Origin of the sequence: Bacillus hominis (assembly GCF_030348325.1) — a bacterium.
Lineage (GTDB): Bacteria > Bacillota > Bacilli > Bacillales > Bacillaceae_G > Bacillus_A > Bacillus_A hominis.
Genome location: NZ_JAUCFS010000005.1, coordinates 223,952 through 247,500, shown reverse-complemented (window position 1 = coordinate 247,500; position 23,549 = coordinate 223,952). Strand labels below are relative to the sequence as shown.

Annotated in this window: 25 protein-coding genes (1 of these 25 cut by a window edge); 3 read left to right on the top strand and 22 right to left on the bottom strand. The window is 36.9% G+C overall.

Annotation, left to right across the window (positions count from 1 at the left end; translation table 11 throughout):
* Nucleotides 1-98, top strand: the 3' portion of a protein-coding gene (gene cmpA, locus QUF93_RS03780; protein ID WP_001143642.1) for a cortex morphogenetic protein CmpA. The gene continues 19 nt to the left of window position 1, outside the view; only the last 98 of its 117 coding nucleotides appear in the window; its start codon lies off the left edge, out of view; it ends in the stop codon at nucleotides 96-98.
* Nucleotides 99-155: 57 nt separating this feature from the next.
* Here the strand turns inward: cmpA and QUF93_RS03775 are convergent, their stop codons facing one another.
* The 6 genes from QUF93_RS03775 to acpS form a co-directional block, all read right to left on the bottom strand.
* Complete coding sequence (locus QUF93_RS03775) at nucleotides 156-2,324, bottom strand: Tex family protein (RefSeq protein ID WP_289360954.1); 2,169 nt, start codon at nucleotides 2,322-2,324, stop codon at nucleotides 156-158.
* Between the two features lie 68 nt (nucleotides 2,325-2,392).
* Nucleotides 2,393-2,743, bottom strand: a complete 351-nt coding sequence (gene ndoA, locus QUF93_RS03770) for a type II toxin-antitoxin system endoribonuclease NdoA (protein ID WP_000635965.1) — start codon at nucleotides 2,741-2,743, stop codon at nucleotides 2,393-2,395.
* Nucleotides 2,744-2,747: 4 nt separating this feature from the next.
* A complete protein-coding gene (locus tag QUF93_RS03765; RefSeq protein ID WP_000004570.1) occupies nucleotides 2,748-3,035 on the bottom strand; it encodes an antitoxin EndoAI in 288 nt (95 codons plus the stop codon).
* Between the two features lie 300 nt (nucleotides 3,036-3,335).
* Nucleotides 3,336-4,505: an alanine racemase gene (gene alr / locus QUF93_RS03760; protein ID WP_289357919.1), complete on the bottom strand. Its 1,170-nt coding sequence runs from the start codon at nucleotides 4,503-4,505 to the stop codon at nucleotides 3,336-3,338.
* 117 nt (nucleotides 4,506-4,622) lie between these two features.
* A complete protein-coding gene (locus QUF93_RS03755; RefSeq protein ID WP_002115503.1) occupies nucleotides 4,623-5,636 on the bottom strand; it encodes a LolA family protein in 1,014 nt (337 codons plus the stop codon).
* A gap of 93 nt (nucleotides 5,637-5,729) precedes the next feature.
* The gene (acpS, locus tag QUF93_RS03750) at nucleotides 5,730-6,089 is read right to left on the bottom strand and encodes a holo-ACP synthase (RefSeq protein ID WP_002009969.1); all 360 of its coding nucleotides are present in this window, start codon (nucleotides 6,087-6,089) and stop codon (nucleotides 5,730-5,732) included.
* Between the two features lie 92 nt (nucleotides 6,090-6,181).
* On the opposite strand from acpS, the gene QUF93_RS03745 reads away from it, so the two are divergent.
* On the top strand, nucleotides 6,182-6,775 hold the full coding sequence (locus QUF93_RS03745) for a rhomboid family intramembrane serine protease (protein ID WP_289357918.1): 594 nt from the start codon (nucleotides 6,182-6,184) through the stop codon (nucleotides 6,773-6,775).
* Nucleotides 6,776-6,823: 48 nt separating this feature from the next.
* Here the strand turns inward: QUF93_RS03745 and uvsE are convergent, their stop codons facing one another.
* The 14 genes from uvsE to QUF93_RS03675 all read right to left on the bottom strand — a co-directional run bounded on the left by uvsE (nucleotide 6,824) and on the right by QUF93_RS03675 (nucleotide 20,081).
* Nucleotides 6,824-7,786: a UV DNA damage repair endonuclease UvsE gene (gene uvsE, locus QUF93_RS03740; protein ID WP_289357917.1), complete on the bottom strand. Its 963-nt coding sequence runs from the start codon at nucleotides 7,784-7,786 to the stop codon at nucleotides 6,824-6,826.
* A 93-nt stretch (nucleotides 7,787-7,879) separates the two neighbouring features.
* Nucleotides 7,880-9,469: a degradosome RNA helicase CshA gene (gene cshA / locus QUF93_RS03735; RefSeq protein WP_289357916.1), complete on the bottom strand. Its 1,590-nt coding sequence runs from the start codon at nucleotides 9,467-9,469 to the stop codon at nucleotides 7,880-7,882.
* Nucleotides 9,470-9,774: 305 nt separating this feature from the next.
* The gene (murF, locus tag QUF93_RS03730; RefSeq protein ID WP_289357915.1) at nucleotides 9,775-11,151 is read right to left on the bottom strand and encodes a UDP-N-acetylmuramoyl-tripeptide--D-alanyl-D-alanine ligase; all 1,377 of its coding nucleotides are present in this window, start codon (nucleotides 11,149-11,151) and stop codon (nucleotides 9,775-9,777) included.
* Between the two features lie 60 nt (nucleotides 11,152-11,211).
* Nucleotides 11,212-12,300 carry a D-alanine--D-alanine ligase gene (locus QUF93_RS03725; RefSeq protein WP_002115491.1) on the bottom strand — a complete coding sequence of 363 codons (1,089 nt, stop codon included), beginning with the start codon at nucleotides 12,298-12,300 and terminating at the stop codon, nucleotides 11,212-11,214.
* A gap of 301 nt (nucleotides 12,301-12,601) precedes the next feature.
* Nucleotides 12,602-13,876 carry an MDR family MFS transporter gene (locus tag QUF93_RS03720; RefSeq protein WP_002115487.1) on the bottom strand — a complete coding sequence of 425 codons (1,275 nt, stop codon included), beginning with the start codon at nucleotides 13,874-13,876 and terminating at the stop codon, nucleotides 12,602-12,604.
* Between the two features lie 105 nt (nucleotides 13,877-13,981).
* Complete coding sequence (gene bcaP / locus QUF93_RS03715) at nucleotides 13,982-15,397, bottom strand: branched-chain amino acid transporter BcaP (RefSeq protein WP_088057333.1); 1,416 nt, start codon at nucleotides 15,395-15,397, stop codon at nucleotides 13,982-13,984.
* 252 nt (nucleotides 15,398-15,649) lie between these two features.
* Nucleotides 15,650-16,822, bottom strand: a complete 1,173-nt coding sequence (locus tag QUF93_RS03710) for a homogentisate 1,2-dioxygenase (protein ID WP_289357914.1) — start codon at nucleotides 16,820-16,822, stop codon at nucleotides 15,650-15,652.
* Nucleotides 16,788-17,744 carry a fumarylacetoacetate hydrolase family protein gene (locus tag QUF93_RS03705; protein WP_289357913.1) on the bottom strand — a complete coding sequence of 319 codons (957 nt, stop codon included), beginning with the start codon at nucleotides 17,742-17,744 and terminating at the stop codon, nucleotides 16,788-16,790. The genes QUF93_RS03710 and QUF93_RS03705 overlap by 35 nt, the downstream gene beginning before the upstream one ends.
* Before the next feature lie 71 nt (nucleotides 17,745-17,815).
* The gene (gene hppD / locus QUF93_RS03700) at nucleotides 17,816-18,934 is read right to left on the bottom strand and encodes a 4-hydroxyphenylpyruvate dioxygenase (RefSeq protein WP_289357912.1); all 1,119 of its coding nucleotides are present in this window, start codon (nucleotides 18,932-18,934) and stop codon (nucleotides 17,816-17,818) included.
* Nucleotides 18,935-19,348: 414 nt separating this feature from the next.
* Nucleotides 19,349-19,459, bottom strand: a complete 111-nt coding sequence (locus tag QUF93_RS03695; RefSeq protein WP_434476078.1) for a DUF3948 family protein — start codon at nucleotides 19,457-19,459, stop codon at nucleotides 19,349-19,351.
* 43 nt (nucleotides 19,460-19,502) lie between these two features.
* Entirely contained in the window at nucleotides 19,503-19,613 is a 111-nt protein-coding gene (locus tag QUF93_RS03690; RefSeq protein ID WP_001058532.1) for a DUF3948 family protein, read from the bottom strand.
* 43 nt (nucleotides 19,614-19,656) lie between these two features.
* Entirely contained in the window at nucleotides 19,657-19,776 is a 120-nt protein-coding gene (locus tag QUF93_RS03685; protein ID WP_002074222.1) for a DUF3948 family protein, read from the bottom strand.
* Between the two features lie 34 nt (nucleotides 19,777-19,810).
* A complete protein-coding gene (locus tag QUF93_RS03680; protein ID WP_001058533.1) occupies nucleotides 19,811-19,921 on the bottom strand; it encodes a DUF3948 family protein in 111 nt (36 codons plus the stop codon).
* Nucleotides 19,922-19,964: 43 nt separating this feature from the next.
* Nucleotides 19,965-20,081, bottom strand: a complete 117-nt coding sequence (locus tag QUF93_RS03675) for a DUF3948 family protein (RefSeq protein ID WP_025988984.1) — start codon at nucleotides 20,079-20,081, stop codon at nucleotides 19,965-19,967.
* 464 nt (nucleotides 20,082-20,545) lie between these two features.
* Between QUF93_RS03675 and QUF93_RS03670 the strand changes: the two genes are divergently transcribed.
* Nucleotides 20,546-21,418, top strand: a complete 873-nt coding sequence (locus QUF93_RS03670; protein WP_289357910.1) for a Cof-type HAD-IIB family hydrolase — start codon at nucleotides 20,546-20,548, stop codon at nucleotides 21,416-21,418.
* Nucleotides 21,419-21,600: 182 nt separating this feature from the next.
* Here the strand turns inward: QUF93_RS03670 and QUF93_RS03665 are convergent, their stop codons facing one another.
* Both QUF93_RS03665 and QUF93_RS03660 read right to left on the bottom strand, forming a co-directional pair.
* Nucleotides 21,601-22,566: an ABC transporter ATP-binding protein gene (locus QUF93_RS03665; protein ID WP_088057327.1), complete on the bottom strand. Its 966-nt coding sequence runs from the start codon at nucleotides 22,564-22,566 to the stop codon at nucleotides 21,601-21,603.
* On the bottom strand, nucleotides 22,563-23,543 hold the full coding sequence (locus QUF93_RS03660) for an ABC transporter ATP-binding protein (RefSeq protein ID WP_128283251.1): 981 nt from the start codon (nucleotides 23,541-23,543) through the stop codon (nucleotides 22,563-22,565). Before QUF93_RS03660 ends, QUF93_RS03665 begins: the two co-directional genes overlap by 4 nt.
* Nucleotides 23,544-23,549: the final 6 nt, after the last annotated feature.

Here is a 23,549-nt window from a genome sequence, read left to right as displayed (position 1 = left end):
AACAAATGCAACGTGCATATTTCGAAAAAAACCGGTATCAAATCAAGTTACTAAATGAATGCTGGTTTTATTATAGTAAAATACACCAAAGCTCATAATCAATAAAACTTTCCTATCCATAAAAAGAGAGCAGTTTCACCTGCTCTCTTTACTTACTATTCAATTGGTAACATTGATAATGCAACACGACCTTTTTTCGTATCAATATCATCTACCCATACCTTTACAATTTGTCCCACCGATACGATATCTAATGGATGCTTTACATATTGTTTACTTAGTTTAGAAATATGTACTAAACCATCTTGCTTCACACCAATATCAACAAAGGCACCGAAATCAACAACATTGCGGATCGTTCCCTCTAATTCCATACCACGCTTTAAATCTTCTAATTTTAAAATCCCCTTTTTCAAAAGTGGCTTTGGCAACTCATCCCTCATATCTCGTTCCGGGCTAATTAAAGCATCCATAATATCAACTAATGTCGGCTCACCAATCTCCGTCTCTTGAGATAATTTAGAAATATCTACTCCTTCTAAACTCTTTTGTAAGTTTGGTTTCCCCACATCATTCTTTGATAACCCTAGGCTCTTTAATAGCAATTCAACATTTTTATATTGTTCTGGATGAATCCCTGTGCGATCTAACGGATTAGCACCTTCTAATATACGTAAAAACCCGATACATTGTTCATATGTTTTTGCACCTAAACGCGGGATTTTCTTTAATTCAGTACGCTTCGTGAATTTTCCATCTTCCTCACGCTTAGCTACAATATTTTTGGCAACTGTTTTTGATAACCCCGAAACATATTGTAACAATGCAACTGAAGCTGTATTTACATTAACACCAACTCGGTTAACTGCTGTCTCTACTACAAATGTTAATGATTCATTTAATCTCTTTTGAGATACATCATGTTGATATTGTCCCACCCCAACAGATTTAGGGTCAATTTTCACAAGCTCTGCAAGTGGATCTTGCAGACGTCTCCCAATTGAAACAGCACTTCTTTCTTCAACCTGTAAATTCGGAAACTCCTCGCGAGCTACATCAGATGCTGAGTACACACTAGCACCCGCTTCATTTACAATAATGTAAAATACATCTCGTTCTACATTTTGTAATACATCTACTATAAATTCTTCCGTTTCCCTCGAAGCTGTACCATTTCCAATCGCTATCATTTCAACTTCATATTTATCTATAATTGAAATAATTTTCGTTTTTGCATCCTCATATTTACGAACAGGCGGATGCGGATAAATAACATCTATGTGAAGAACTTTTCCTGTATCATCTACTACAGCTAGTTTACAACCGGTTCTATATGCTGGATCTACCGCTAACACAACTTTCCCTTTCATCGGAGGTTGCAATAATAAATTACGTAAATTCTCAGAGAAAATATGAATCGCTTGTTCTTCGGCCGCTTCCATTAATTCTTTACGAATTTCTCTTTCTATTGAAGGTTGAATTAACCGCTTATATCCATCTTCCATCGCTGATTGTACATAATACGCACTTTTAGAATCTTCATCAAGAATCATTTTTTTATGTAAAAACTGAAGAATTTCTTCAATTGGCGTGATAACAGAAACTCTTAATACGTCTTCCTTTTCACCACGATTCATAGCTAGTACACGATGTGGCACTACTCTTTGCAACGGTTCTTCATAGCCATAATACATTTCATATATATTCTTTTCATCTTTTTCTTTATCTTTTACAGATGAAGACATAATCCCTTTTCGAAAAGTAGTATTGCGAATCCAACTACGATATGCCGCGTTATCCGAAACAAGTTCCGCAATAATATCTTGCGCACCTTGCAACGCATCTTCTGCAGACTCCACTTCTTTTTCCGCATTAACAAATTCCATAGCCTTCTCTGCTGGATTTTCTTTTTTATATAACAATAACCACTCAGCTAACGGTTCTAATCCCTTTTCTTTAGCTATTGTAGCTTTCGTTCTTCTTTTTTCTTTATATGGACGATATAAATCTTCTACTTCCTGAAGTTTTGTTGCAGCAACAATCTGACGACGCAACTCTTCGGTTAGTTTACCCTTTTCACCAATAAGACGAAGAACCTCTTCTTTCCTATCTTCTAGTTGCATCATATATTGCCATCTTTCTAAGATTGCACGAATTTGCACCTCATCTAAGGATCCTGTCCATTCTTTCCGGTAACGAGCGATAAATGGAACTGTGTTACCTTCTTCTGTTAATTGAATAACATGACGAACTTGCTTTTCTGTAAAGCCTAATTCTTTCACTAACATTTTCATTAACCCTTGTCGATTATCTACCATTTCCATATCCAACCGTAACCTCCTCTATAATAAAAAAAAGTTGCCCTGTAAAGAGAGCAACTTAAACTGCCGATTTAAAAATCTATTAGTCCTAAACTAATTTGTAACGCTTCATCTACACGACTCATCATCACTTCATCCAAATGAGTGATTTTGTCCGTTAAGCGTTGCTTATCGATTGTTCGAATCTGCTCAAGTAAAATAACAGAATCTCTCTCAAAACCATACTTTTTCGCATCAATTTCCACATGAGTGGGTAATTTCGCTTTTTGAATCTGTGCAGTAATAGCCGCTACAATCACAGTCGGACTAAAACGATTTCCGATGTCATTTTGAATGACAAGAACCGGACGAACGCCTCCTTGCTCAGAACCAACAACTGGGGAAAGGTCTGCAAAATACACGTCGCCGCGTTTTACAATCAAAATATTACCCCCCGCTAACTAAGCGTTCTACTGTATGAGCTGCTTCATACTCTGCTAAGAAAGCTTCAGATGCAATACCAAGATTAATTTTTCCCATTTCAATGTACCCACGTCGCATTGATTCATGTTGGTAGCGTTTCTTCGTCTTATGTTGACGCAATAACAGTTGTGTTGCCTGGCAAATTAGTTCATGGCGATTCTTATTCTCTTGTTTTCCAATTCCGTCCAATTCCGTTACCATTTGCTTTGGTAACCGAACCACGATTTCAGTAGTTACACTTGATTCGGACACAAAAATACACCTCCACCGTCAACTACACACCCAAATATATATATGACACCTATTGTAATAATACCATTGTATGGAGCCTGTTGCAAAGACTTCCTTATTCCTTGCTTATGTTTTCCAATTCATAAACAAAACATTCATCTTCCTTTACTTTTTATCTCTTTCAAACAAGAAATAAAGCAATATTTCATTGTAATTTATATTAATAACAATTATAAAAAGAAGCTCCCTAGCAAAAAAAAGCCTATTTTCCATTAGTGAAAATCCCCTAAATGGCGAGATGCTGAGCAATAATACCTTCTTCTATATATCGTTCAAATAATTGATTACTTCTACAACTTTACCATGCCGTATAAATATTCTCGGTACACGGAAGCTTATCGTTGCGATAATTTCATAATTAATAGTCCCGGAATATTCAGCGATCTCGGTAGCACTAATATACTCATCACCTTGTCTTCCAATGAGTGTAACTTTCGTACCAAGCGGCACTTCACAAGGAAGATGTATCATGAATTGATCCATTGTTACTCGCCCTACAATCGGTACTCTTTCACCATTTACAAGTACTTTAAACCCTTGTAATCTTCTAAGCCAGCCATCTGCATATCCAATTGCAACTGTCGCAATCCATTCTTCCGTTCTCGTTCGGTATGTGACATTATAACTAATCCCATCCCCTTTAATCACTTGCTTAATATGAGCAACTTTCGTATGAAGTGACAACGCCGGTTCCAATTTAAATGGTAAAAAAGGACGTATTTCTACGGATGGGGATAATCCATACATCGCAATACCAACTCGCACCGCATTAAATGTAATCCCTTGAAACCTTAACGTTGCAGCGCTATTGGCTGTATGGACAAATTTAGGATTCACTCCAAATTCTTTCAACCAACTTAACTGCTGCAAGAATGTATTATATTGCTTATCAAAGTAAGAAGTCTCAACCTCATCCGCCGATGCAAAATGCGTATATACTCCTTCTAACTCTAAAAATGGCGCACCTTCTAAACTCTTTAAGAACCCTTTTAATTCTTTGCGTTCACGTATTCCGATTCTCCCCATACCACTATCAAAATTAATATGGAATTTCATTATTGATGAACCATCCCAGAGCTTTATCGCTTCTTCCACCCATTCTTTTTGAAAAACAGTTAATGCTACATCATTTTCAGCAGCTACATTTACATCACGGGGTGGGGAAGGGCCTAACACTAAAATCGGTGCAGTAATACCAGCCCTCCGAAGCACTAAGGCTTCATCTAAAAAAGCAACTGCTAATCTTGTTGCTCCTGCTTCTAATGCAGTTTTAGCCACCGGTACATAATCGTGCCCATATGCATTCGCTTTAACTACAGCAAAAATCTCCACATCACTTGGAATGAACTCTTTAATATGTGTAACATTGTTATAGATCGCATCTAAATCCACTTCCACCCAAGTGTCACGGTAAAACGGTGCTTCTTCCATAAATACACTTCCTTATACACGATATGCGAAGCTTATTCTTTTATATGCTTCTTTTATGAAATCCACCTTCAAACTAAGAAAAGACGTGGTGCACATATATCACCACGTCTAAGAAGTTTACTTCACCTGCTTCGCTGTAACCGAACGAGCAACCATCAACAACTCATTCGGCTCTAAACCTTTAGACACGAGCATATATTCTACTCCGTTATGCGACCACGTTACAGAGTCTTTCGTCAATGCACCAATCGTGAAACCGAGATCAACTGGCTCTCCACTTACACTTACCGCCGATGAGGCCTCTGCAACTTTTGCCTTTTCTTGTATTAAAGTAAAAGATTTCTTATTTCCAGTGTATGTGAGTATCGTACGCTTACCACTGTCTGTCTTCAACTCTTTTTCGTCTTTCAGAGTCATGCCTTGCGGCGTGTCACGCGGATACAAAATAGCAAATGGTTTGTCTTCTTTTGCTGCCGTTTGAACGTCCACTTGTGCTCTAGACATGTTTTGTTTCGTATCAAATGCACCTTTATCAAACTTTGCATCGAACTTTACTTTAGTGAAATCTACTTTCACAAGGACATTTTGATCATTATCCATCAGTTTCACAGAGACTGGTGTTAAATCACTTTTATTCAACTTAATTTCTTGTTTCGGCAACATATTTTGATGTTGATAATTTGTTTTTGTTTTAAACACATAATATTTATCTGTTTTCTCGAAAGAGAGATTTTTCTTATCTTGCAAAATATCTCTTACAAGTGATTCATATAAATAAGCCTGGCTACTATTTTGCGGCCAATCACTTTGAAAACGGAAGCTTTTATTTAGTGCAGGTGTTAATACAAATACACCTTCATCATTTCTTAAAATAATTTGACTCTGATCCTTTTTCGCATTCTGCAAATTCACACGATAATACGAAGGTTCTTTATGCCAAATTTCTACGTTATACTCCTGAGGTTCATTTCCTGTTTTAATAGATAATTTCGCTTCAGCTTGATAACTCTTCATACTTTTAACTTTCGATTCTAAATCTCTCACAACATCTTCCTGTTTCTTTTCCACACAACCCGCCAACACAAAAACGGTCAATAAACCGACAAGAACTAAAAACAGACGCCTTTTCATCACTTCAGCCCCTTTGCCCCTATAAATGAATGGAAGATATGCCTTCCTTATCGCTACCTCAAATATATGAGACAAAGATATAAAATATGCAGACTAGCGTGACGAGCTTTCTAAAACAACTTGAGCAACAGCAAATTCTTTACTATGACTAATTGATAAATGAACAATATGCTCTGTATTTGTAATGATAATCGGCTTACCTCTATCATCATTCCTTACTTCAATATCTAAAAAACTCACTTCTTTCCCGATACCGGTCCCTACCGCTTTAGAATACGCCTCTTTTGCTGCAAATCTTCCAGCTACGAATTCTGTAAGACGACTTCCTTTCAGCCCCTCGGCAACACCACGTTCTCTTTCAGTTAAAATACGTTCCATAAATTTAAGCTTTCCATCTAGCATTTTTTCAATTCGATTTAACTCAATAATATCGATTCCAATCCCTACAATCATTTCAAAATCCCCTTCTTCTATTTAGCTTTCTTCATTCATATTGTAAGAATAACAGAGAATCTTTCTGATGCAAAAGGAGTGATACTAACAACATGCTAATACCATCCACTCGCATTTCCTTACAACCGATTATCATCTCTTTACTTCTTATACAATTAGTCATGATTATATTGAGCGACTTTTCCCTCTTTCACCTGGCAGCCTACAATGAATATATCGCTAAAGGAGAATGGTGGCGTGTCATAACTTCCTTACTTGTACACGTAGACTTACAACATTTTCTTTCTAATAGTATTTGTTTATTTGTACTTGGTTCTTCTATTGAAAAGCAACTAGGACACTTTTCTTTCATCATTATTTTTTTCCTTTCCGGCATTCTCGGGAATATTTCTTCTTATATTATTATGCCTCTTGAATATATTCACGCCGGAGCATCTGGTGGTATTTTCGGATTACTAGGCGCCCAATTATTTTTATTGTATAGTCGATATCGTTCTTCAAAACCAAGAGACATCGCTATTTTTTCAATAATGACACTTATATTACTGCTATTTACTTTCTTTAATCCCTCTGCCAATCCTATAAGCCATTTAACAGGTTTGATAATCGGTGGTATTTGCACCCCTTTTTTAATAAAGCGAAACTTTAATCAGTGGGGGTTTGGTCCATCCCCCACTGATTATTAGCCCTTACCAATCGGGCTTTTGCGGGACAAAAAAACGATGGCGCAGAGCTTATTTAATATAGAAGCTCGCACCATCGACAATTTCCACATCTGTTTGTTTACTTAAATCTCTCATTAGTTGAAACAAAGACTCGTCCTTTTTCTTCGCCTCAATCATACAATCAATTTGCGGAACACTCCCCTTTATCTTTTTCAAAAAAGATACGAAGGTATCTACATCAATAAAATCCGCATGTGCTCTCGGGTCTTTTCCATCTCTAGGACTAGAGATGTGCATTTTAACTGGTAACAAAGACGATTCCCACGTGTGCACAACACGCGCCCAATCCTCATGCCAATCTTCCTGATCATTATTCATCATATGATGATGCAAATCAAACACGACTGGAATGTCTAATTTCTCACCTAAATACAATGTTTCTTCTAAAGAAAAGGTCGTGTCATCATTTTCTAATATAATCATCTCTTGAATACCTCTTGGAACAGTTGACCAATTTTCTATAAAGCGTTCTAATGCGAGCTCCTTATCGTTATAACCTCCTCCAACATGTAATACACATCGTTGCTTATGTTCAATTCCCATACCCGCAAGCAATTTTTTGTGCATCTGCAATGTCTTTACAGATTGTTTAAAAATACTCTCCTCAGGTGAATTTAGTACAACAAAATGATCTGGATGGAAGTCAATTCGCATATTCATACGAATTGCATATTCACCTAATTCTTTCAGATTTTCTTTTAAAGGACGAATATAGTTCCACTCTAACAACTCCTCATGATTTGCTAAAGGAATAAGCTTGGAACTAAGTCGAAAGAAAGATATATCATGTCCTTTATTATGCTTTAATAACCGTAAGCAATTTTCCAAATTCGAATTAGCGATTCTTTCGAGTTTACGAATCGCAGCCTCTCGATCATCAATCCGCTGAAACTGTGCATATGTCATCGTTTGAGATGGAGATGCATTCTTCAGATGCACACTCATCGCAACATACCCAAGTCTTACAAGCATATAGCACCTCATTTCTATACGAGTTATTATGTAGTATGCACAATTACAGAAATAAAAAAAGAGAATGCCAGCAAAGGGCATTCTCTTTTTTTATTAAGCTTGTGGACGGCTATGATGTTTTCTTTCGCCGCGTCCATTTGAAGATCCAGGACGACCTTCACCTTTACGACCACGGTTACCATCACGGCTACCACCATCACGATTGCGATCACGGTTACGACCATCGCCACTTCCGCGTCCATCACGATTGCGATCACGGTTACGACCATCGCCACCGCCGCGTCCATCGCGACTACGATTGCGGTTACCGTCACGGTATCCGCCTCCGTTACCACCGCGTTTTTTAGAACCGCCACCTCTTGAAACAACTGGTGGTTCTGATGTTAAAGCGATTGGTGTTGTATCTGGCTCTTTTGTCATCATTTTTAAAGCAGCAGCTACTACTGTTACAGAGTCATTCTCTTCTAACATTTCTTCTGCAATACGCTTGTAGTATGATAAGTTATCATTTTCAATTGTGCTTTGAAGTTTTTCAGCGATTAAACGTTGTTGACCTTCTAATGCCTCGTCAAGTGTCGGTGCTTCCATACGATCAACCTTACGTTTTGTTGTACGCTCGATATTTTTTAATTGTCCTGATTCACGTGGTGTTACAAATAACATTGCAATACCTTTTTTACCTGCACGGCCAGTACGACCGATACGGTGAACGTATGATTCTGGATCTTGTGGGATATCGAAGTTGTATACGTGTGTTACGCCTGAAATATCAAGACCACGTGCAGCAACGTCTGTTGCAACAAGAACTTCAATAGCACCTTCTTTAAATTTACGTAATACAGACATACGCTTCGCTTGTGTTAAGTCACCGTGAATACCTTCTGCTGCATAACCACGTAAGTTTAATGCTTCTGATAATTCATCAACACGACGCTTTGTACGACCGAATACGATTGCAAGCTCTGGAGATTGAATATCTAGTAAGCGTGTTAACACGTCAAACTTTTTCTTTTCTTGCACTTCTAAATAGAACTGCTGAATGTTTGGCATTGTTACTTCTTTTGCTTTTACTTTAATGTGTTGAGGCTCAGTCATGAAACGCTCAGCAATACGACGGATTGGATCTGGCATTGTCGCTGAGAATAATAATGTTTGATGTGTTTCTGGCACATCTGTTAAAATCGCTTCAATATCTTCAATGAAGCCCATGTTTAACATTTCATCCGCTTCGTCAAGAACAACAGTCTCTACGTTTTGTAAGCGAAGTGTTTTACGGTTAATATGATCTAAAATACGACCCGGCGTACCAACAATAATGTGTGGGTATTTTTTTAGAGCACGAATTTGGCGGTTAATATCTTGACCACCATAAATTGGTAAGATACGTACACGTTTATGTTTACCAATTTTGTATAGCTCTTCTCCAACTTGAATTGCTAATTCACGCGTTGGCGCGATAACAATACCTTGAACTGCTTCTTTATTTGTATCCACTTTATCTAATAGTGGTAATCCGAATGCTGCTGTTTTCCCTGTACCTGTTTGCGCTTGTCCAATAATATCCTTACCTTGCAATGCATGTGGAATTGTTTCAGCTTGAATCGGCGTAGCCTCTTCAAAGCCCATACTTTCAACAGATTGCAGTAAAGACTCACTTAATCCTAATTCTCGAAATGTTGTCAATGTTACTTCTCCTTTTCTATCCTATACTTATCATTTAAAAAAAGGCGTTTTCCGAACTTGCGGAAAAGCCCTTTTCCTGAATACTCACGTATATAACCGGGCGTATATTCTTCACGAAAATACTTCTAAACGTTATTCACTTTATCAATTATATGTTTTGTATGTGTAAAAAGCAAACCCCAACTGTTACCTTATTTCATATTCAGAGCTTTTTTCTTTACTTTTATTTTTTTATCATTTACTGTAAGCGCTTATTATAAGTTTCCACTATTTTCGTGGCTATCATCCCTATTTATATACACCAATTATTTCAACATCGCTATAACTTCTTCTAATTTCATACCGCGAGACGCTTTTACTAGCACAACATCTTTTGCATCAACTACTGCTTGTAAGTCTTTTACAAGTTCTTCTTTGTTTTCATACGCTGTTACACGTTCTTTAGGGAAATTAATTTTTGCTCCTTCAGCAATTTGAGCCCCTAATTTACCATATGTGAATACATATGAAATTTTTGCTGGATCAATTAATTTACCTACTTCATAATGAAATTGCACTTCTTGATTTCCAAGTTCCAACATATCACCAAGCACAACAATTTTTTTAGCAAATCCATCTAAGCCATTCATTAGGTGGAACGCAGCTTCCATAGCCGTCGGACTTGCATTATAGGCATCATTGATAATTGTTAAACCACTATCTGTTTTTACAATTTCCATACGCATACCTGTCATTTGAAGTGTTACTAAACCTTTTTTCATTTCTTCCCACGTTACACCAAAATGTTTCGCAATTGCCATTGAAGCAAGTGTATTATATACATTATGCTTTCCTAGCACTGGTAGATAGAATGACAAAGTTTCATCCCTGTTCATCTTAAAGTGTGTTCCAGTTGCCTGTAATGTTACAGTAGTTGGATAGTAATCATTTGCTCTCGCATCACCGAATGTAACTGCTTCCGCTGCTAAATTCATTTCTGGAACACGATTCGTTAATAGCGGTTCATCTCCATTATATACGAACACGCCACCCTTTTGTAAACCTGTAACAATTTCTAACTTCGCTTCAGCAATCGCCTCACGAGAGCCTAAATCCATTAAGTGCGCCTCACCAATGTTCGTGATAATAGCTGCATTAGGACGAGCTAACTTAGATAGAAATTCAATTTCTCCTTGGCTTGACATACCCATTTCTAATACAGCTACTTCTGTATTTTCCTCTAAATTTAAAATAGTAAGGGGTAAACCGATATGGTTATTGAAATTACCTTCTGTTTTTTGAACTTTAAATTTAGTCGCAAGAAGACTCGTTACAATATCTTTCGTAGATGTTTTACCATTACTACCCGTTACACCAACAACTTTTACATCCAATTGATCACGATAGTTTTTCGCTAACATTTGCAATGCTGCTAGTGTATCTTCTACAAAAATAACTGGAAGATTTCCAGGTGGGTTTTCTACATCCTTCATCCATAATGTAGCAATCGCCCCGTTTTCAACAGCTTTATCTACAAAAGCATGTCCATCGAAACGTTCACCTTGAATCGGAACATATAAATTTCCTTTTTCAATTTTCCTCGTATCAATAGACACTCCTTGTATAGTAATTCCCTCATACTGCTCTGCTAATCCAGTACCATTTATCATCTGCTCTACTTGTTTTAACGTTCGATTTATCATGAAAACACTCCTTACATAGAGGAAGCACTATTCCTTCGAATAGTGCTTCCTCCTTTTTTGTTAGATTGTATATTTAATTTTTTGTTTTTCTTCGTGACGCTCAATCGCTAAACTAATTAGCTCTTCAATTAATTCCGGATACGGTAACCCTGTATGTTGCCATAATAGAGGGAACATACTAAACGGCGTGAATCCTGGCATTGTGTTCACTTCGTTAATATATACTTCTCCATCTTTCGTTAAGAAGAAATCAGCTCGTGTTAAGCCCGCACCATCTAATGATTGGAATGCAATAATTGCATCTCGCTTAATTACATTAGACTCTTCTTCTGTCATTTCAGCTGGGATAATTAATGCTGTATCGCCATCGATGTATTTCGATTTGTAATCATAAAAATCTTTTTTCGGTACAATTTCACCTACAACTGAACATTTCGGCTCATCATTACCTAATACACCAACTTCTACTTCACGACCTACAATATTTTCTTCTACAATAATTTTACGGTCAAATTGGAATGCCTCTTCGAATGCATTCTCAAGCTCTTCACGATCGTTACACTTATTAATACCAACACTTGAACCAAGGTTTGCTGGTTTTACGAAGCAAGGATATCCTAATACTTCTTCTACTTTTTCATACGCTGTTTCACGATCTTTTTCCCATGCGCTACGAATGAAAGATGCATATTTCGCTTGTTTCAATCCAGCTTCTGCAAAGATGTTTTTCATTACAACTTTATCCATACCAGCAGATGATGCTAATACACCGTTACCTACATATGGAATGTTCAGTAATTCTAATAATCCTTGTACTGTTCCATCTTCACCATTTGGTCCATGTAATAAAGGGAAAATAACATCAATTGCATCTTCTTGTTTAGAATTTGCAGTTGGGATAATTTCTGTACTTAATGATACAGGAGAGATTGTATTTTCTTCTCCACTCATTTGTAATGCTTCAACAGTTGTTACTTCGCCTTCAATACGCTCACCGCGCATCCACTGGCCTTGTTCTGTAATATAAATTGGATGAATCTCGAATTTATCTTGATTTAATGCTTTAATAGCAGCAAGAGCCGTCTGTAACGAAACTTGATGCTCAGCTGATTTTCCACCATATAATAAACCTAATTTAATTTTTGTCAATGAAATCACCCTAACCAATCGTTTTCATTTTTCTATTTTAGCACTTTTTATAAAAATAGGTAGTTCCTATTTGAAATAAAATGTAACTTTCACAAATAATTAAAAGACACCACTTATTGGTTTTCTACACTTTTCCTATTTAATTTTCTACATGACTAAACAAAATTAAACTTTAAAGTAAGATTGCAATCTGAGCTAGTTATGTACCTAAAATATGTAGAAATCCCCTTTTGGTGTATGTCACCTATATTATCCCACTATTTGCGAAGGATGAAAAAACAATGATTAAAGTTTCACTTTATCAAGAAGACTGTTTCGTAAGCGTATCCTTTTGCCTCTGCTCAACAAGACGGTCTAAAGAAATGTATATACAACCCGCAACTACACATCCCACACCTAAAATTGTAAATAAAATGTGCCCAAGCAATTGATCCAATAAAAAACCACCGAGAAGCGGACCGAATGCATTTCCTGTAATCCATTGTAAGCTTGCTGCCCCCATATAAGTTCCTCGAAGATGTTCCGGTGCTAAATTCGCCACAAACGTCATCTGTACTGGAGACATAATCATTTCACCTAGCGTATATACCGCATATACGCTGAACAACGTTATGAGAGTAACTGTAGCGTTTGCTCCGCCCATCCCAAACCACTTCGGTAACCATCCGATAAAGAACAAGCCAATCCCAAATAAACAAGCGCCATATAACATCGTCTTTCCAACTGGTTTATCTGTTGCCCATTTTGAAATTTGAAATTGAAATAAAACAACTAACAAACCATTTAAGGCCATTAAATATGGATACGGATTATTTTCCCCAAATATATCTTTCATTTCATTATCAAAGTGAAGCGGCAACATCCCCTCTGTTTGAGAAAATCCCATCGAGATAATGATACCTGCTAATAAATAAATCATTAACGCTTTGTCTCGAAATACAATTTTCCAAACTGCTCCTGTTTTTTCATCTTTATTCTCCGGATTTTCATCTGTAACTTTCGGCATCGTTTCTTGAATAAGAACTAGCACAATTAGTGCATAAAATAGCATTGTAGATGAGGCAATAATAAACACAAGATTTTTTGAAAGCACAACTACCGATGCCCCCATTATCGGCCCAATTGCAGCGCCAATATTATGTCCCATCCGCAATAAACCGTATGCCTCGGTTCTTTTTTCAGGTGCTGTTACATCCGCAACCATCGCTGATGCAGCCGGATGAAATAATGAATTACTGAGTCCTAAAAAAATAGATAAAATAGCATAAGGAATAAATCCTTCTATAAATAAAAAACCTAGCATTAACAACGCATTACTCACCATTGAAAAGATCATTATGGGCTTTCTTCCATATATATCAGCGATTCTCCCACCAAGAAGGGAACCGAAACTTGCCGCAATTGGAGAAAGTGCCATAATAACGCCTACTTCCAATAACGAATCCACCTTATCTTTTAAATATAGTGCAAAAAAAGGCATCAACATCATCATTGCAATTCCATTTAACGTTTCGCCAATAAACCGAATCCATATGTTTCGGTCCATTTCTCGTAACTCTCGCCACGTATTTCTCATATCTTCCCCCCTAATTCACCACACATTATTCTATAACATTTTTAGAAAAGTGTAAATTTTCAAAATAAAAGATCCGTTCTAATCCCATTAGAACGGATCTTTTCCTTATAAATTCGCTACATCTTCCTCTTTTTTACTACTATTTAAAACGCTACGCTTTCTACTATATGCGAAATAAACTACTACACCGATAACCATCCAAATACCAAAACTGATCCAAGCTGTTGCTGATAATTGAAGCATCAAATATAAGCAAAAGATAACTGTTAATGCTGGTAAAAATGGTACGAGCGGCGCCTTAAACGCCCTTGGTAAATCAGGATGAGTTCTTCTCATCACAATGACAGCAACGGCTACAAGTGCAAAGGCTGACAAAGTCCCCATATTTACAAGGTGTGCTAAAACATTTAAATCTATTAATCCTGAAATAAGTGCTGCAATAATACCTGTTGTCCATGTATTTAAAAATGGTGTTTTAAATTTCGGATGAACTTTAGCAAGACGCTTCGGCAACAATCCATCTCTGCTCATTGCATATGAAACACGAACTTGCCCATACATCATAACTAGCATTACAGTTGTAATTCCTGTAATTGCTCCTACTGAGATCACTCCCGCCAAACTATCTTGTCCAATAAATTGAAGTGCGAAAGCAACTGGATCTGATATATTCAACTGACCGTATGGAACAATCCCTGTCAAAATAAGTGAAACAACAATGTAAAGAACCGTACAAACTAGTAACGATGCAATAATTCCAATCGGCAAATCGCGTTGTGGGCGCTTCACTTCTTCTGCGGCTGTTGATACAGCATCAAATCCAATGAATGCGAAGAAAACTGTAGCTGCTCCAGCCATTACACCATCTAACCCAAATGGCATAAAAGGTGTCCAATTTTCAGGTTTTACATAATTAAATCCAGCGAAGATAAAAATGAGAACAACTGCTAGTTTAATAAATACCATTATATTATTTATACGTGCACTTTCACGAACACCTCTAGATAAAAGAACCGTCATAACTAAAATAATTAGAACTGCAGGTAAATCAATTATTCCACCCTTTCCTGTACCAGGGGCCGAGGAGAGAATGGTCGGAATATGAATCCCAAATCCCTTTAATAACGATTGAAAATACGCTGACCATCCATTTGCTACAGCTGATGTAGCTAATAAATACTCGAGCATTAAATCCCATCCAATTAAGAATGCAAATACTTCTCCCATCGTCGCATACGTGTACGTGTAAACACTACCTGAGACAGGAACTGAAGAAGCAAATTCAGCGTAACAAAATGCAGCAAAGGCACAAGCTAATGCCGCTATAGCAAATGATAATATAATAGCTGGTCCAGAATGTTTCGCTGCTACAACGCCAGTAAGAACAAAAATACCAGTTCCAACAATTGCTCCGATTCCAAGCATTGTTAAATCAAGTGCCCCTAACGTTCTCGATAATGTCTTTTGTTTACTTTCTTGCAGTAACGTTGAAATCGGCTTCTTTTGAAAAATTTGCTTCATACTGTGCTCCTCCATGTTTTTAGTTTTCTGAAAATTTAATTTACTTCCCTCATTTTACCCACGACATGTTTCTTAGTCAATACTTTTGTCGAAATAAACAGAAAACTATCGAGATACGCATTATACCCTTTCTTTCTACAAAAAGATTCACACAATCATATCTATATATCTTTTCATAACTGTTTTTGGTATTATTATACATGTCGATTCCATCAAAGAGGCATGCTCCTTAATTGAGCATGCCTCTTTTACTTATTTCACAGTATATGAATCCTCTTCAATCCAGCTATACATATACTTCTCATCTTCCGTCTCATGTGCTTGTTTTACAATACGCAGCGGTCGGAAAGTGTCTATCATAACAGCTAATTCCAGTGTTTCTTTCTTCCCTATGCTCGCTTCTGTTTTTCCAGGATGCGGTCCATGAGGAATACCACTCGGGTGAAGTGTAACAGAACCTTCTTCCACACCTTTTCGGCTCATAAAGTTACCTTCTACATAGTAAAGTACTTCATCACTATTCACATTACTATGATAATACGGTGCCGGAATTGATTCTGGATGATAATCATATAGACGTGGTACGAAAGAGCAAATAACAAAATTATGACCTTCAAATGTTTGGTGTACTGGTGGTGGCTGATGAATACGACCTGTAATTGGTTCAAAATCCTCTACATTAAAGACCCATGGATATAAATACCCATCCCATCCAACAACATCTAACGGATGGTGCCCTAAAACATGCTTATGCATATACCCTCTCGACTTTGTCATTACGACAAACTCACCTTTTTCATCATATGTCTCCAACTTCTCCGGACCACGAATATCTCTTTCACAAAACGGACTATGCTCTAATAATTGCCCATATTCATTGCGATAGCGACGCGGTGTTGTAATTTGACTATTTGCCTCTACAACAAGAAACTTAGTCTCTCCTTCATCTGGAATAACACGATAAATCGTTCCAATTGGAATCGTTACATAATCACCTTTTCTATAATGAATCGTTCCAAACATCGTCTCGATTTTTCCAGTTCCATAATGAACAAATAGCATTTCATCGCCATCGCCGTTACGATAGAAATAATCCATTTTTTCTGTTGGATTTACTATACCGATTAAGAGGTCCTCATTTCCTAATATGAAAGTCCTGCCACTTACTGCATCACCAGTTTTTTTACTCTCTTTTGTGCGAAAATGGCGATGAGCAAGAGCAACACCTTCCTCATACTGTAACTGACAAGAATGCGATAATGCCGCATGTCCTACTTCAGTTGGCATATAATGATGATACAAAATAGATTGTGTACCTGAAAAACCTTTCGTTCCCATTACCTGTTCACGATAAAGCGATCCATCTTTTTTACGAAACTGCACATGTCGTTTATGAGGAAGCTCCCCCATGTGACGATAATACATGCCCATCACCTGCTTTCGTCTCTTTTTTCACCGTATTACGTAATATACCTAAACCAGTAATTGTGAGCTCGACGACATCACCATCTTGCAACCATTCTTCCGTACCAAGCTCTAAAATACAGCCCGTACCTACCGTTCCAGAGCCGATAACATCTCCTGGGTATAATGTAACATCTTGCGAAGCACGCTCAATCATTTCAGCAAACGTATAATAAATATCTTGGAAGTTCCCCTTTGATAAAAGTTGGCCATTTACATGCGCAGTCATCTCTAAATTATAACGATCACCATTACGATAAACGTCTAATTCCTCTTTCGTAACGAGATACGCTCCTAATGAAGTTGCAAAGTCTTTCCCTTTCGCTGGACCGAGCCCTACTTTCATCTCTGTAGCCTGTAAATCTCTAGCACTCCAGTCATTCATAATGCAATAACCAAAAATATATTCTTCTGCTCGTTCACGAGAAATATTTCTTCCTTCTTTCCCGATTACGCAAGCTATCTCTAATTCATAATCAAGTTTTTGAGAATGTTTTGGACCAGTAATAGAAGCTTCTGGACCAATAACAGCACGATGATTTGTAAAATAAAAAACTGGGATATCATACCATTCAGACACAACCTCTAAACCACGGCGTCCACGAGCTGTTTTGACGTGCTGCTCAAATGCATAAAAATCCCGAATACTACTCGGATTTGGAATGGCAGCTAAGAGCTCCACATCCTCTAAAGGGTATACGCCATTTTCTGGATTTTGAATATTACGCACTATTTCTACATACTCATCCGCTTTCTCTAAAAAGGCGAGCATAGATGAAGGTAACGTGCCATTACTAGCAAGATTCATATCAATTACTTTGTCACCTTGGACCCATCCTGCTCGCATTTCTTGTGAAGGAAGACGAAATGTAACAAATTTCATCAAAATTCCTCCCTATGAAAAATGAAATTTCCACCAGCAAAAAACTTAATTCTTACTGGTGGATATAAATTTTATAAATTACCGCGGCGCTCTTGTTCTCTTTCAATAGATTCAAATAATGCTTTAAAGTTTCCTTCTCCAAATCCACGGGAACCTTTACGCTGAATAATCTCAATGAACAATGTTGGACGATCTACAATTGGTTTCGTAAAGATTTGTAATAAATAACCCTCTTCGTCACGGTCTACTAGAATCTTCAATTCTTTTAATCTATCAATTTCTTCATCAATTTTCCCCACTCGTGCAGTTAACTCATCGTAATACGTATCTGGCGTATCTAAAAATTCAACACCGTTCGCACGAAGTACTTCAATTGTTTTTACAATGTCACTTGTTAATAAAGCGAGATGCTGTACACCCGCTCCGTTATAGAACTCTAGATATTCTTGAATTTGTGACTTTCTTTTTCCGTCTGCTGGTTCATTAATTGGAAACTTAATACGGCTTCCATTCGTCATAACTTTTGACATTAATGCCGAATACTCTGTGCTAATATCGTCATCATCAAAGTGAATCATTTGTTTAAATCCCATGACGTTCTCATAATAACTAACCCATTCTTCCATTTTCTCAACGTTACCAACAACATGGTCTACAGCAATTAAACCGGATTCTTCAAATGGAATATTGAACTCTACCTTTTGAAATCCTGGCATGAATGTCCCTTTATAATTTTTACGCTCTACAAGCGTATGAATTGTATCACCATACGTACCAATAACTGCTTTCTTCAAGGTACCTTCCTCATCTGTTAACTCTTCAGGAGGAGCAATCGCAACAGCGCCACGCTTCACCGCTTCAGAGTAAGCTTTATCAACATCATCAACAAGTAAAGCCACATCTTTCACTCCATCACCATGAGTCTTTACAAACTCTGCAATACGGCTATCGCTACTTAAAGCTCCAGACACAACAAAACGCATATTCTTTTGCACAAGAACATAAGATACCTTTTCACGGTTTCCTGTTTCTAATCCCGAATAAGCTACAATTTTGAATCCAAACGCTCTCGCAAGATAATAACTGGATTGCTTTGCATTTCCTACGTAAAATTCTATATGATCTACATCACGTACCGGAAAAAAATCCTCCATTTGTGCAGCTAGCGTATCCATAGATTTTTGTTTCATAAATTCCTCATCCCCCTGTAAATAGATTAAATGATCCATAATTAAACCTAACCAAAAACGCTTCCAATGTTCATTAATAGAAATTAGTTAGCAAGCTAACAAATTCTGACTTTTAAAATTTTCTATCTTTTCTGTCAAATTCCTCTTTTTTTCTTACATATAAAATTCGACCTTTTTCTCTTTAAAATACAGTGAAACTTTAATCAGTGGAAGTTTTGTTCATCCCACTGATTATTATTCCGCACCAATCGGGATTTTGTGGGATAAGGGGATAACATTAATACTTGAGGGGGGATATGGGAGGAAAACAAAAAAGACCCCAACATATTAACTATTTACTAATATGCTAGAGTCTTTATTTTTTTAGAATAATGGTACGTACGGTGTATAAAAACTTATTGTTATCAATATTCATCATACTAATACATTTGCAAGGAATATAATAAACGCTGTTAATACTGCTGCTCCACTTGCTGATACTAAAATATCCATTTTTGTTACTTGTAATACTTGTTCCTTGTTCATATTCCTCATTCTCCCTTCTTTTGTTTTTGTTACAAAACTTCTATTATACTAATACACTTGAAAGAAATACGATTAATGCTGTTAATACTACCGCTCCGCTTGCTGATCCTAAGAAGTCACCTTTTGTTACGTTTAATACTTGCTCGTTGTTCATAATTTTCATTCTCCCTTCTCTTATTTTTGTTACAAAACTTCTATTATACTAATACACTTGATAGAAATACGATTAATGCTGTTAATACTACTGCTCCGCTTGCTGATCCTAAGAAGTCACCTTTTGTTACGTTTAATACTTGCTCGTTGTTCATAATTTTCATTCTCCCTTCTCTTATTTTTGTTACAAAACTTCTATTATACTAATACGCTTGATAGAAATACGATTAATGCTGTTAATACTACTGCTCCACTTGCTGATCCTACGAAGTCACCTTTTGTTACATTTAATACTTGCTCGTTGTTCATAATTTTCATTCTCCCTTCTCTTATTTTTGTTACAAAACTTCTATTATACTAATACGCTTGATAGAAATACGATTAACGCTGTTAATACTACTGCTCCACTTGCTGATCCTACGAAGTCACCTTTTGTTACTTGTAATACTTGCTCTTTCATATCATTTATCCTCCCTTTTAATAAGTTATCTATATGTAATTTCTAAGAAATGTTTATTTCATAGTTTTTATGTTGCCGTTACATTAAATTTAATAACGTAACGTTTGTAACATTAATGTAACATAACTATTATTACGTTGCAATATAATTACGTAAATTTTATTACACTTTTTTTACGTTTTTTTAAATAAACACTCAAAAACCTTATTTTAATGCGTTTTCTACTACGCACATGTTTGTAACACTAGTGTAACATTACGGTCATAAAGCAAATATAATATTATTCATCTCTATTTTGTTACAAAACAAAGTGAAACTTTAATCAGCGAGGATTCCATTTCTTACTGATTATTCCTCCTCACCAATCGAGCTTTTACTGGCAATTAATGCGGGATAAAATACTACTTTTCCAAGATAAGTTTATATGTTTCCTCTATATAACTATGTATAATGGAAACAAAGAGGTGGTCATTTTGAAATTAATCGCACTAGATATGGATGGTACACTACTATCATCTAATCTTGAAATCTCCAAAGAGAACTTACAAGCTATCCAAACCGCAGAAGAAGCTGGTCATATTGTAATGATTTGTTCTGGCCGCGCGAAAGAGGATGCTTTGAAATTATTGGAAGAATATAAACTATCTCTTCCAGTTGGAGCAAGCAATGGGGCAATTGTTTATGTGGACGGAAAAGTAATTAACTCGCGTTGTTTACAAAATGATAAAGTATACAAGCTTGCAAAATTATTAGAATCTGAAGGTTTCCCATATAAGTTGTATACAAATAAAGGGGTTTATTCTCCTTATACATGGCAAGGTCAAGTCATGCAGGCATTCGAAGAAAACAAACATACACTAGATGTTACACTTGAGGAACTTGAAAGAATTACAGAAAAACAAAAAAAATCCAACTTAATTACTGATTTCCAAAAAATCGAAGATGTCGTAAATAACCAAGAACTAGAAGTATCTAAATTCTTCATTCTAACATTTAATGCAGGTCATCGCGCACAGCTATTAAGCATGTTACAAGAAGATGCTGATATTATGGTTACTGCATCAGCTCCTACTAATTTAGAAATCATGGACAAGAATGGACATAAAGGAAACGGTCTAAAGCAGATGGCAGCCCATTTTAATATCCCAATTGAAGATACAGTTGCTATTGGTGATAATTTTAATGATGTACCAATGTTAGAAGTTGCTGGCTTATCTATAGCAATGGGAAATGCCGAAGAAGATGTAAAAAAACTATGTGACGTTGTAACATTAACAAACAATGAACATGGTGTCGCTCATGCAATCGAGCAATTTGTTTTAAAACAAACTTCATCTAGTAAATAAAGTGAAACTTTAATCAGAGGTGGGGTTCCTCTGATTATTAGCCCACACCAATCGGGCTTTTACGGGAAGTTAATCTCCCACCTAACTTCCCCGCATGTGTCGGATTTTCAGGTGGGAGTCTTACTGCCCACAAATAGCGGGGTAAAAAAAGGACTCTTTCAATTTGAAAGAGTCCTTTTCTTTTATACATGATGACAAGCAACGAAGTGCTCTTCACCAACATTACGAAATTCTGGTACTGTTTTTTTACAAACATCTGTTGCAAACGGGCAACGTGTATGAAAGCGACAACCTGATGGTGGATTTGCAGGACTTGGAATATCACCCTCTAGTATAATTCGCTCTCGCTTCACTGTTGGATCTGGTATTGGCACAGCCGATAACAAAGCTTTTGTATACGGATGAAGTGGGTTCGCAAATAACTCATCACGCGGTGCCGTCTCCACAATCGTTCCTAAATACATAATCCCAATTTTTGTACATAAATGCTCCACTACACTTAAATCATGTGAAATGAATAAATAAGATAATCCCTTTTTCTCCTGTAACTCACTAAATAAATTAATGATTTGCGCTTGAATAGATACATCTAACGCTGCCACAGGCTCGTCAGCTACAATAAATTCTGGATTTAGTACCATAGCTCTTGCGATAACGATACGCTGACGTTGTCCACCGGAAAACTCATGAGGATACCGGTCAATATGATATGGAGCTAAACCACATAACTCCAATACTTCTATCACCTTTTCACGAACATTTTCTTTCGTCGCTAATCCGTGAGCCAACATTGGCTCACCAAGTGCTTCTCCAATTCTCATTCTTGGATTTAATGAGCTAAATGGGTCTTGGAACACGAGCTGCATATTAGGGCGATGTTTTCTCAATTCCTCCTTGGATAAGGAATGAACATCGTGCCCTTTAAACTTCACTTCCCCCTCCGTTTTTTGGACGAGACGTAAAATTGTTTTTCCTATCGTTGTTTTCCCGCTTCCTGATTCTCCAACGAGGCCAAATACTTCGCCTTTATTAATAGTAAAACTTACTCCATCAACTGCTTTTACATGTCCAATCGTTCTACTAAATATGCCGCCTTTAATTGGAAAATACGTCTTTAAGTTTTTCACTTCTAATAATGGTTCACTCATTGTTCCGCACGCTCCTCATATAACCAGCAAGCTACTTTATGATTCTCATCATGCACATTCAGATTTGGTGCTTCTTCTTTACATATTTCCATACAATGCTCACAACGACCGCTAAAATAGCAAAATTCACCTAAGCCAACTAAATTCGGAACCTGCCCTGGAATAGAATATAGTTTATCTATTCGTTTTCCCATTACCGGTTTTGATTTCAACAAACCTTTCGTATATGGGTGTTTCGGATTTTGGAATATCTCTAGTACCGGAGCTTCTTCAATAACTTTTCCGCCATACATAACGACAACGTAATCAGCCATTTCCGCTACAACGCCTAGATCATGTGTAATTAATAAGATCGATGTTTTAAATTCCTCTTTTATTTGTCTCAGTAAATCTAATATTTGTGCTTGAATCGTAACATCAAGAGCTGTTGTCGGTTCATCTGCAATTAATAACTTAGGGTTACAACTAAGTGCAACAGCAATCATAATACGCTGTAACATGCCACCACTCAGTTCGTGCGGATAAGAATGGACGATTTCATCCGCGCGAGCTATACCAACTTTACGAATTAATTCAATTGCTTTTTTATATGCTTCATTTTTACTAAGTAATTCATGCTCTCTTAACGTTTCTACAATTTGTTCCCCTACAGTGAAGACAGGATTTAGCGATGTCATCGGTTCTTGGAAAATCATCGCAATGTCATTGCCTCTTAAACTACGAAGTTCTTTCTCCTTCATTTCTAAAAGACTTTTTCCTTCATATAAAATATCTCCACCTACTACACTGCCTGATTCAGCAATAAGGCCCATAATAGATAGTGCCGTTACACTCTTCCCGCACCCTGATTCACCTACAACACAAACTGTTTCACCTTCTCGAACTGCAAAACTAACATGATTAACAGCCTTTACTGTCCCTTCCTCTGTCTGAAAGTGTGTTTGTAAATCTTTCAGTTCTACTACCGCTCTACTCATATCTCC

What these genes read in the sequence shown, in the direction of transcription:
- QUF93_RS03775 (WP_289360954.1), bottom strand. Translation starts at nt 2,324, where the DNA reads ATGGAAATGGTAGATAATCGACAAGGGTTAATGAAAATGTTAGTGAAA.
- alr (WP_289357919.1), bottom strand. Translation starts at nt 4,505, where the DNA reads ATGGAAGAAGCACCGTTTTACCGTGACACTTGGGTGGAAGTGGATTTA.
- QUF93_RS03755 (WP_002115503.1), bottom strand. Translation starts at nt 5,636, where the DNA reads ATGAAAAGGCGTCTGTTTTTAGTTCTTGTCGGTTTATTGACCGTTTTT.
- acpS (WP_002009969.1), bottom strand. Translation starts at nt 6,089, where the DNA reads ATGATTGTAGGGATTGGAATCGATATTATTGAGTTAAATCGAATTGAA.
- QUF93_RS03745 (WP_289357918.1), top strand. Translation starts at nt 6,182, where the DNA reads ATGCTAATACCATCCACTCGCATTTCCTTACAACCGATTATCATCTCT.
- uvsE (WP_289357917.1), bottom strand. Translation starts at nt 7,786, where the DNA reads ATGCTTGTAAGACTTGGGTATGTTGCGATGAGTGTGCATCTGAAGAAT.
- murF (WP_289357915.1), bottom strand. Translation starts at nt 11,151, where the DNA reads ATGATAAATCGAACGTTAAAACAAGTAGAGCAGATGATAAATGGTACT.
- QUF93_RS03720 (WP_002115487.1), bottom strand. Translation starts at nt 13,876, where the DNA reads ATGAGAAATACGTGGCGAGAGTTACGAGAAATGGACCGAAACATATGG.
- bcaP (WP_088057333.1), bottom strand. Translation starts at nt 15,397, where the DNA reads ATGAAGCAAATTTTTCAAAAGAAGCCGATTTCAACGTTACTGCAAGAA.
- QUF93_RS03710 (WP_289357914.1), bottom strand. Translation starts at nt 16,822, where the DNA reads ATGTATTATCGTCACATGGGGGAGCTTCCTCATAAACGACATGTGCAG.
- QUF93_RS03705 (WP_289357913.1), bottom strand. Translation starts at nt 17,744, where the DNA reads ATGAAATTTGTTACATTTCGTCTTCCTTCACAAGAAATGCGAGCAGGA.
- hppD (WP_289357912.1), bottom strand. Translation starts at nt 18,934, where the DNA reads ATGAAACAAAAATCTATGGATACGCTAGCTGCACAAATGGAGGATTTT.
- QUF93_RS03695 (WP_434476078.1), bottom strand. Translation starts at nt 19,459, where the DNA reads ATGAACAAGGAACAAGTATTACAAGTAACAAAAATGGATATTTTAGTA.
- QUF93_RS03690 (WP_001058532.1), bottom strand. Translation starts at nt 19,613, where the DNA reads ATGAACAACGAGCAAGTATTAAACGTAACAAAAGGTGACTTCTTAGGA.
- QUF93_RS03685 (WP_002074222.1), bottom strand. Translation starts at nt 19,776, where the DNA reads ATGAAAATTATGAACAACGAGCAAGTATTAAACGTAACAAAAGGTGAC.
- QUF93_RS03680 (WP_001058533.1), bottom strand. Translation starts at nt 19,921, where the DNA reads ATGAACAACGAGCAAGTATTAAATGTAACAAAAGGTGACTTCGTAGGA.
- QUF93_RS03665 (WP_088057327.1), bottom strand. Translation starts at nt 22,566, where the DNA reads ATGAGTGAACCATTATTAGAAGTGAAAAACTTAAAGACGTATTTTCCA.
- QUF93_RS03660 (WP_128283251.1), bottom strand. Translation starts at nt 23,543, where the DNA reads ATGAGTAGAGCGGTAGTAGAACTGAAAGATTTACAAACACACTTTCAG.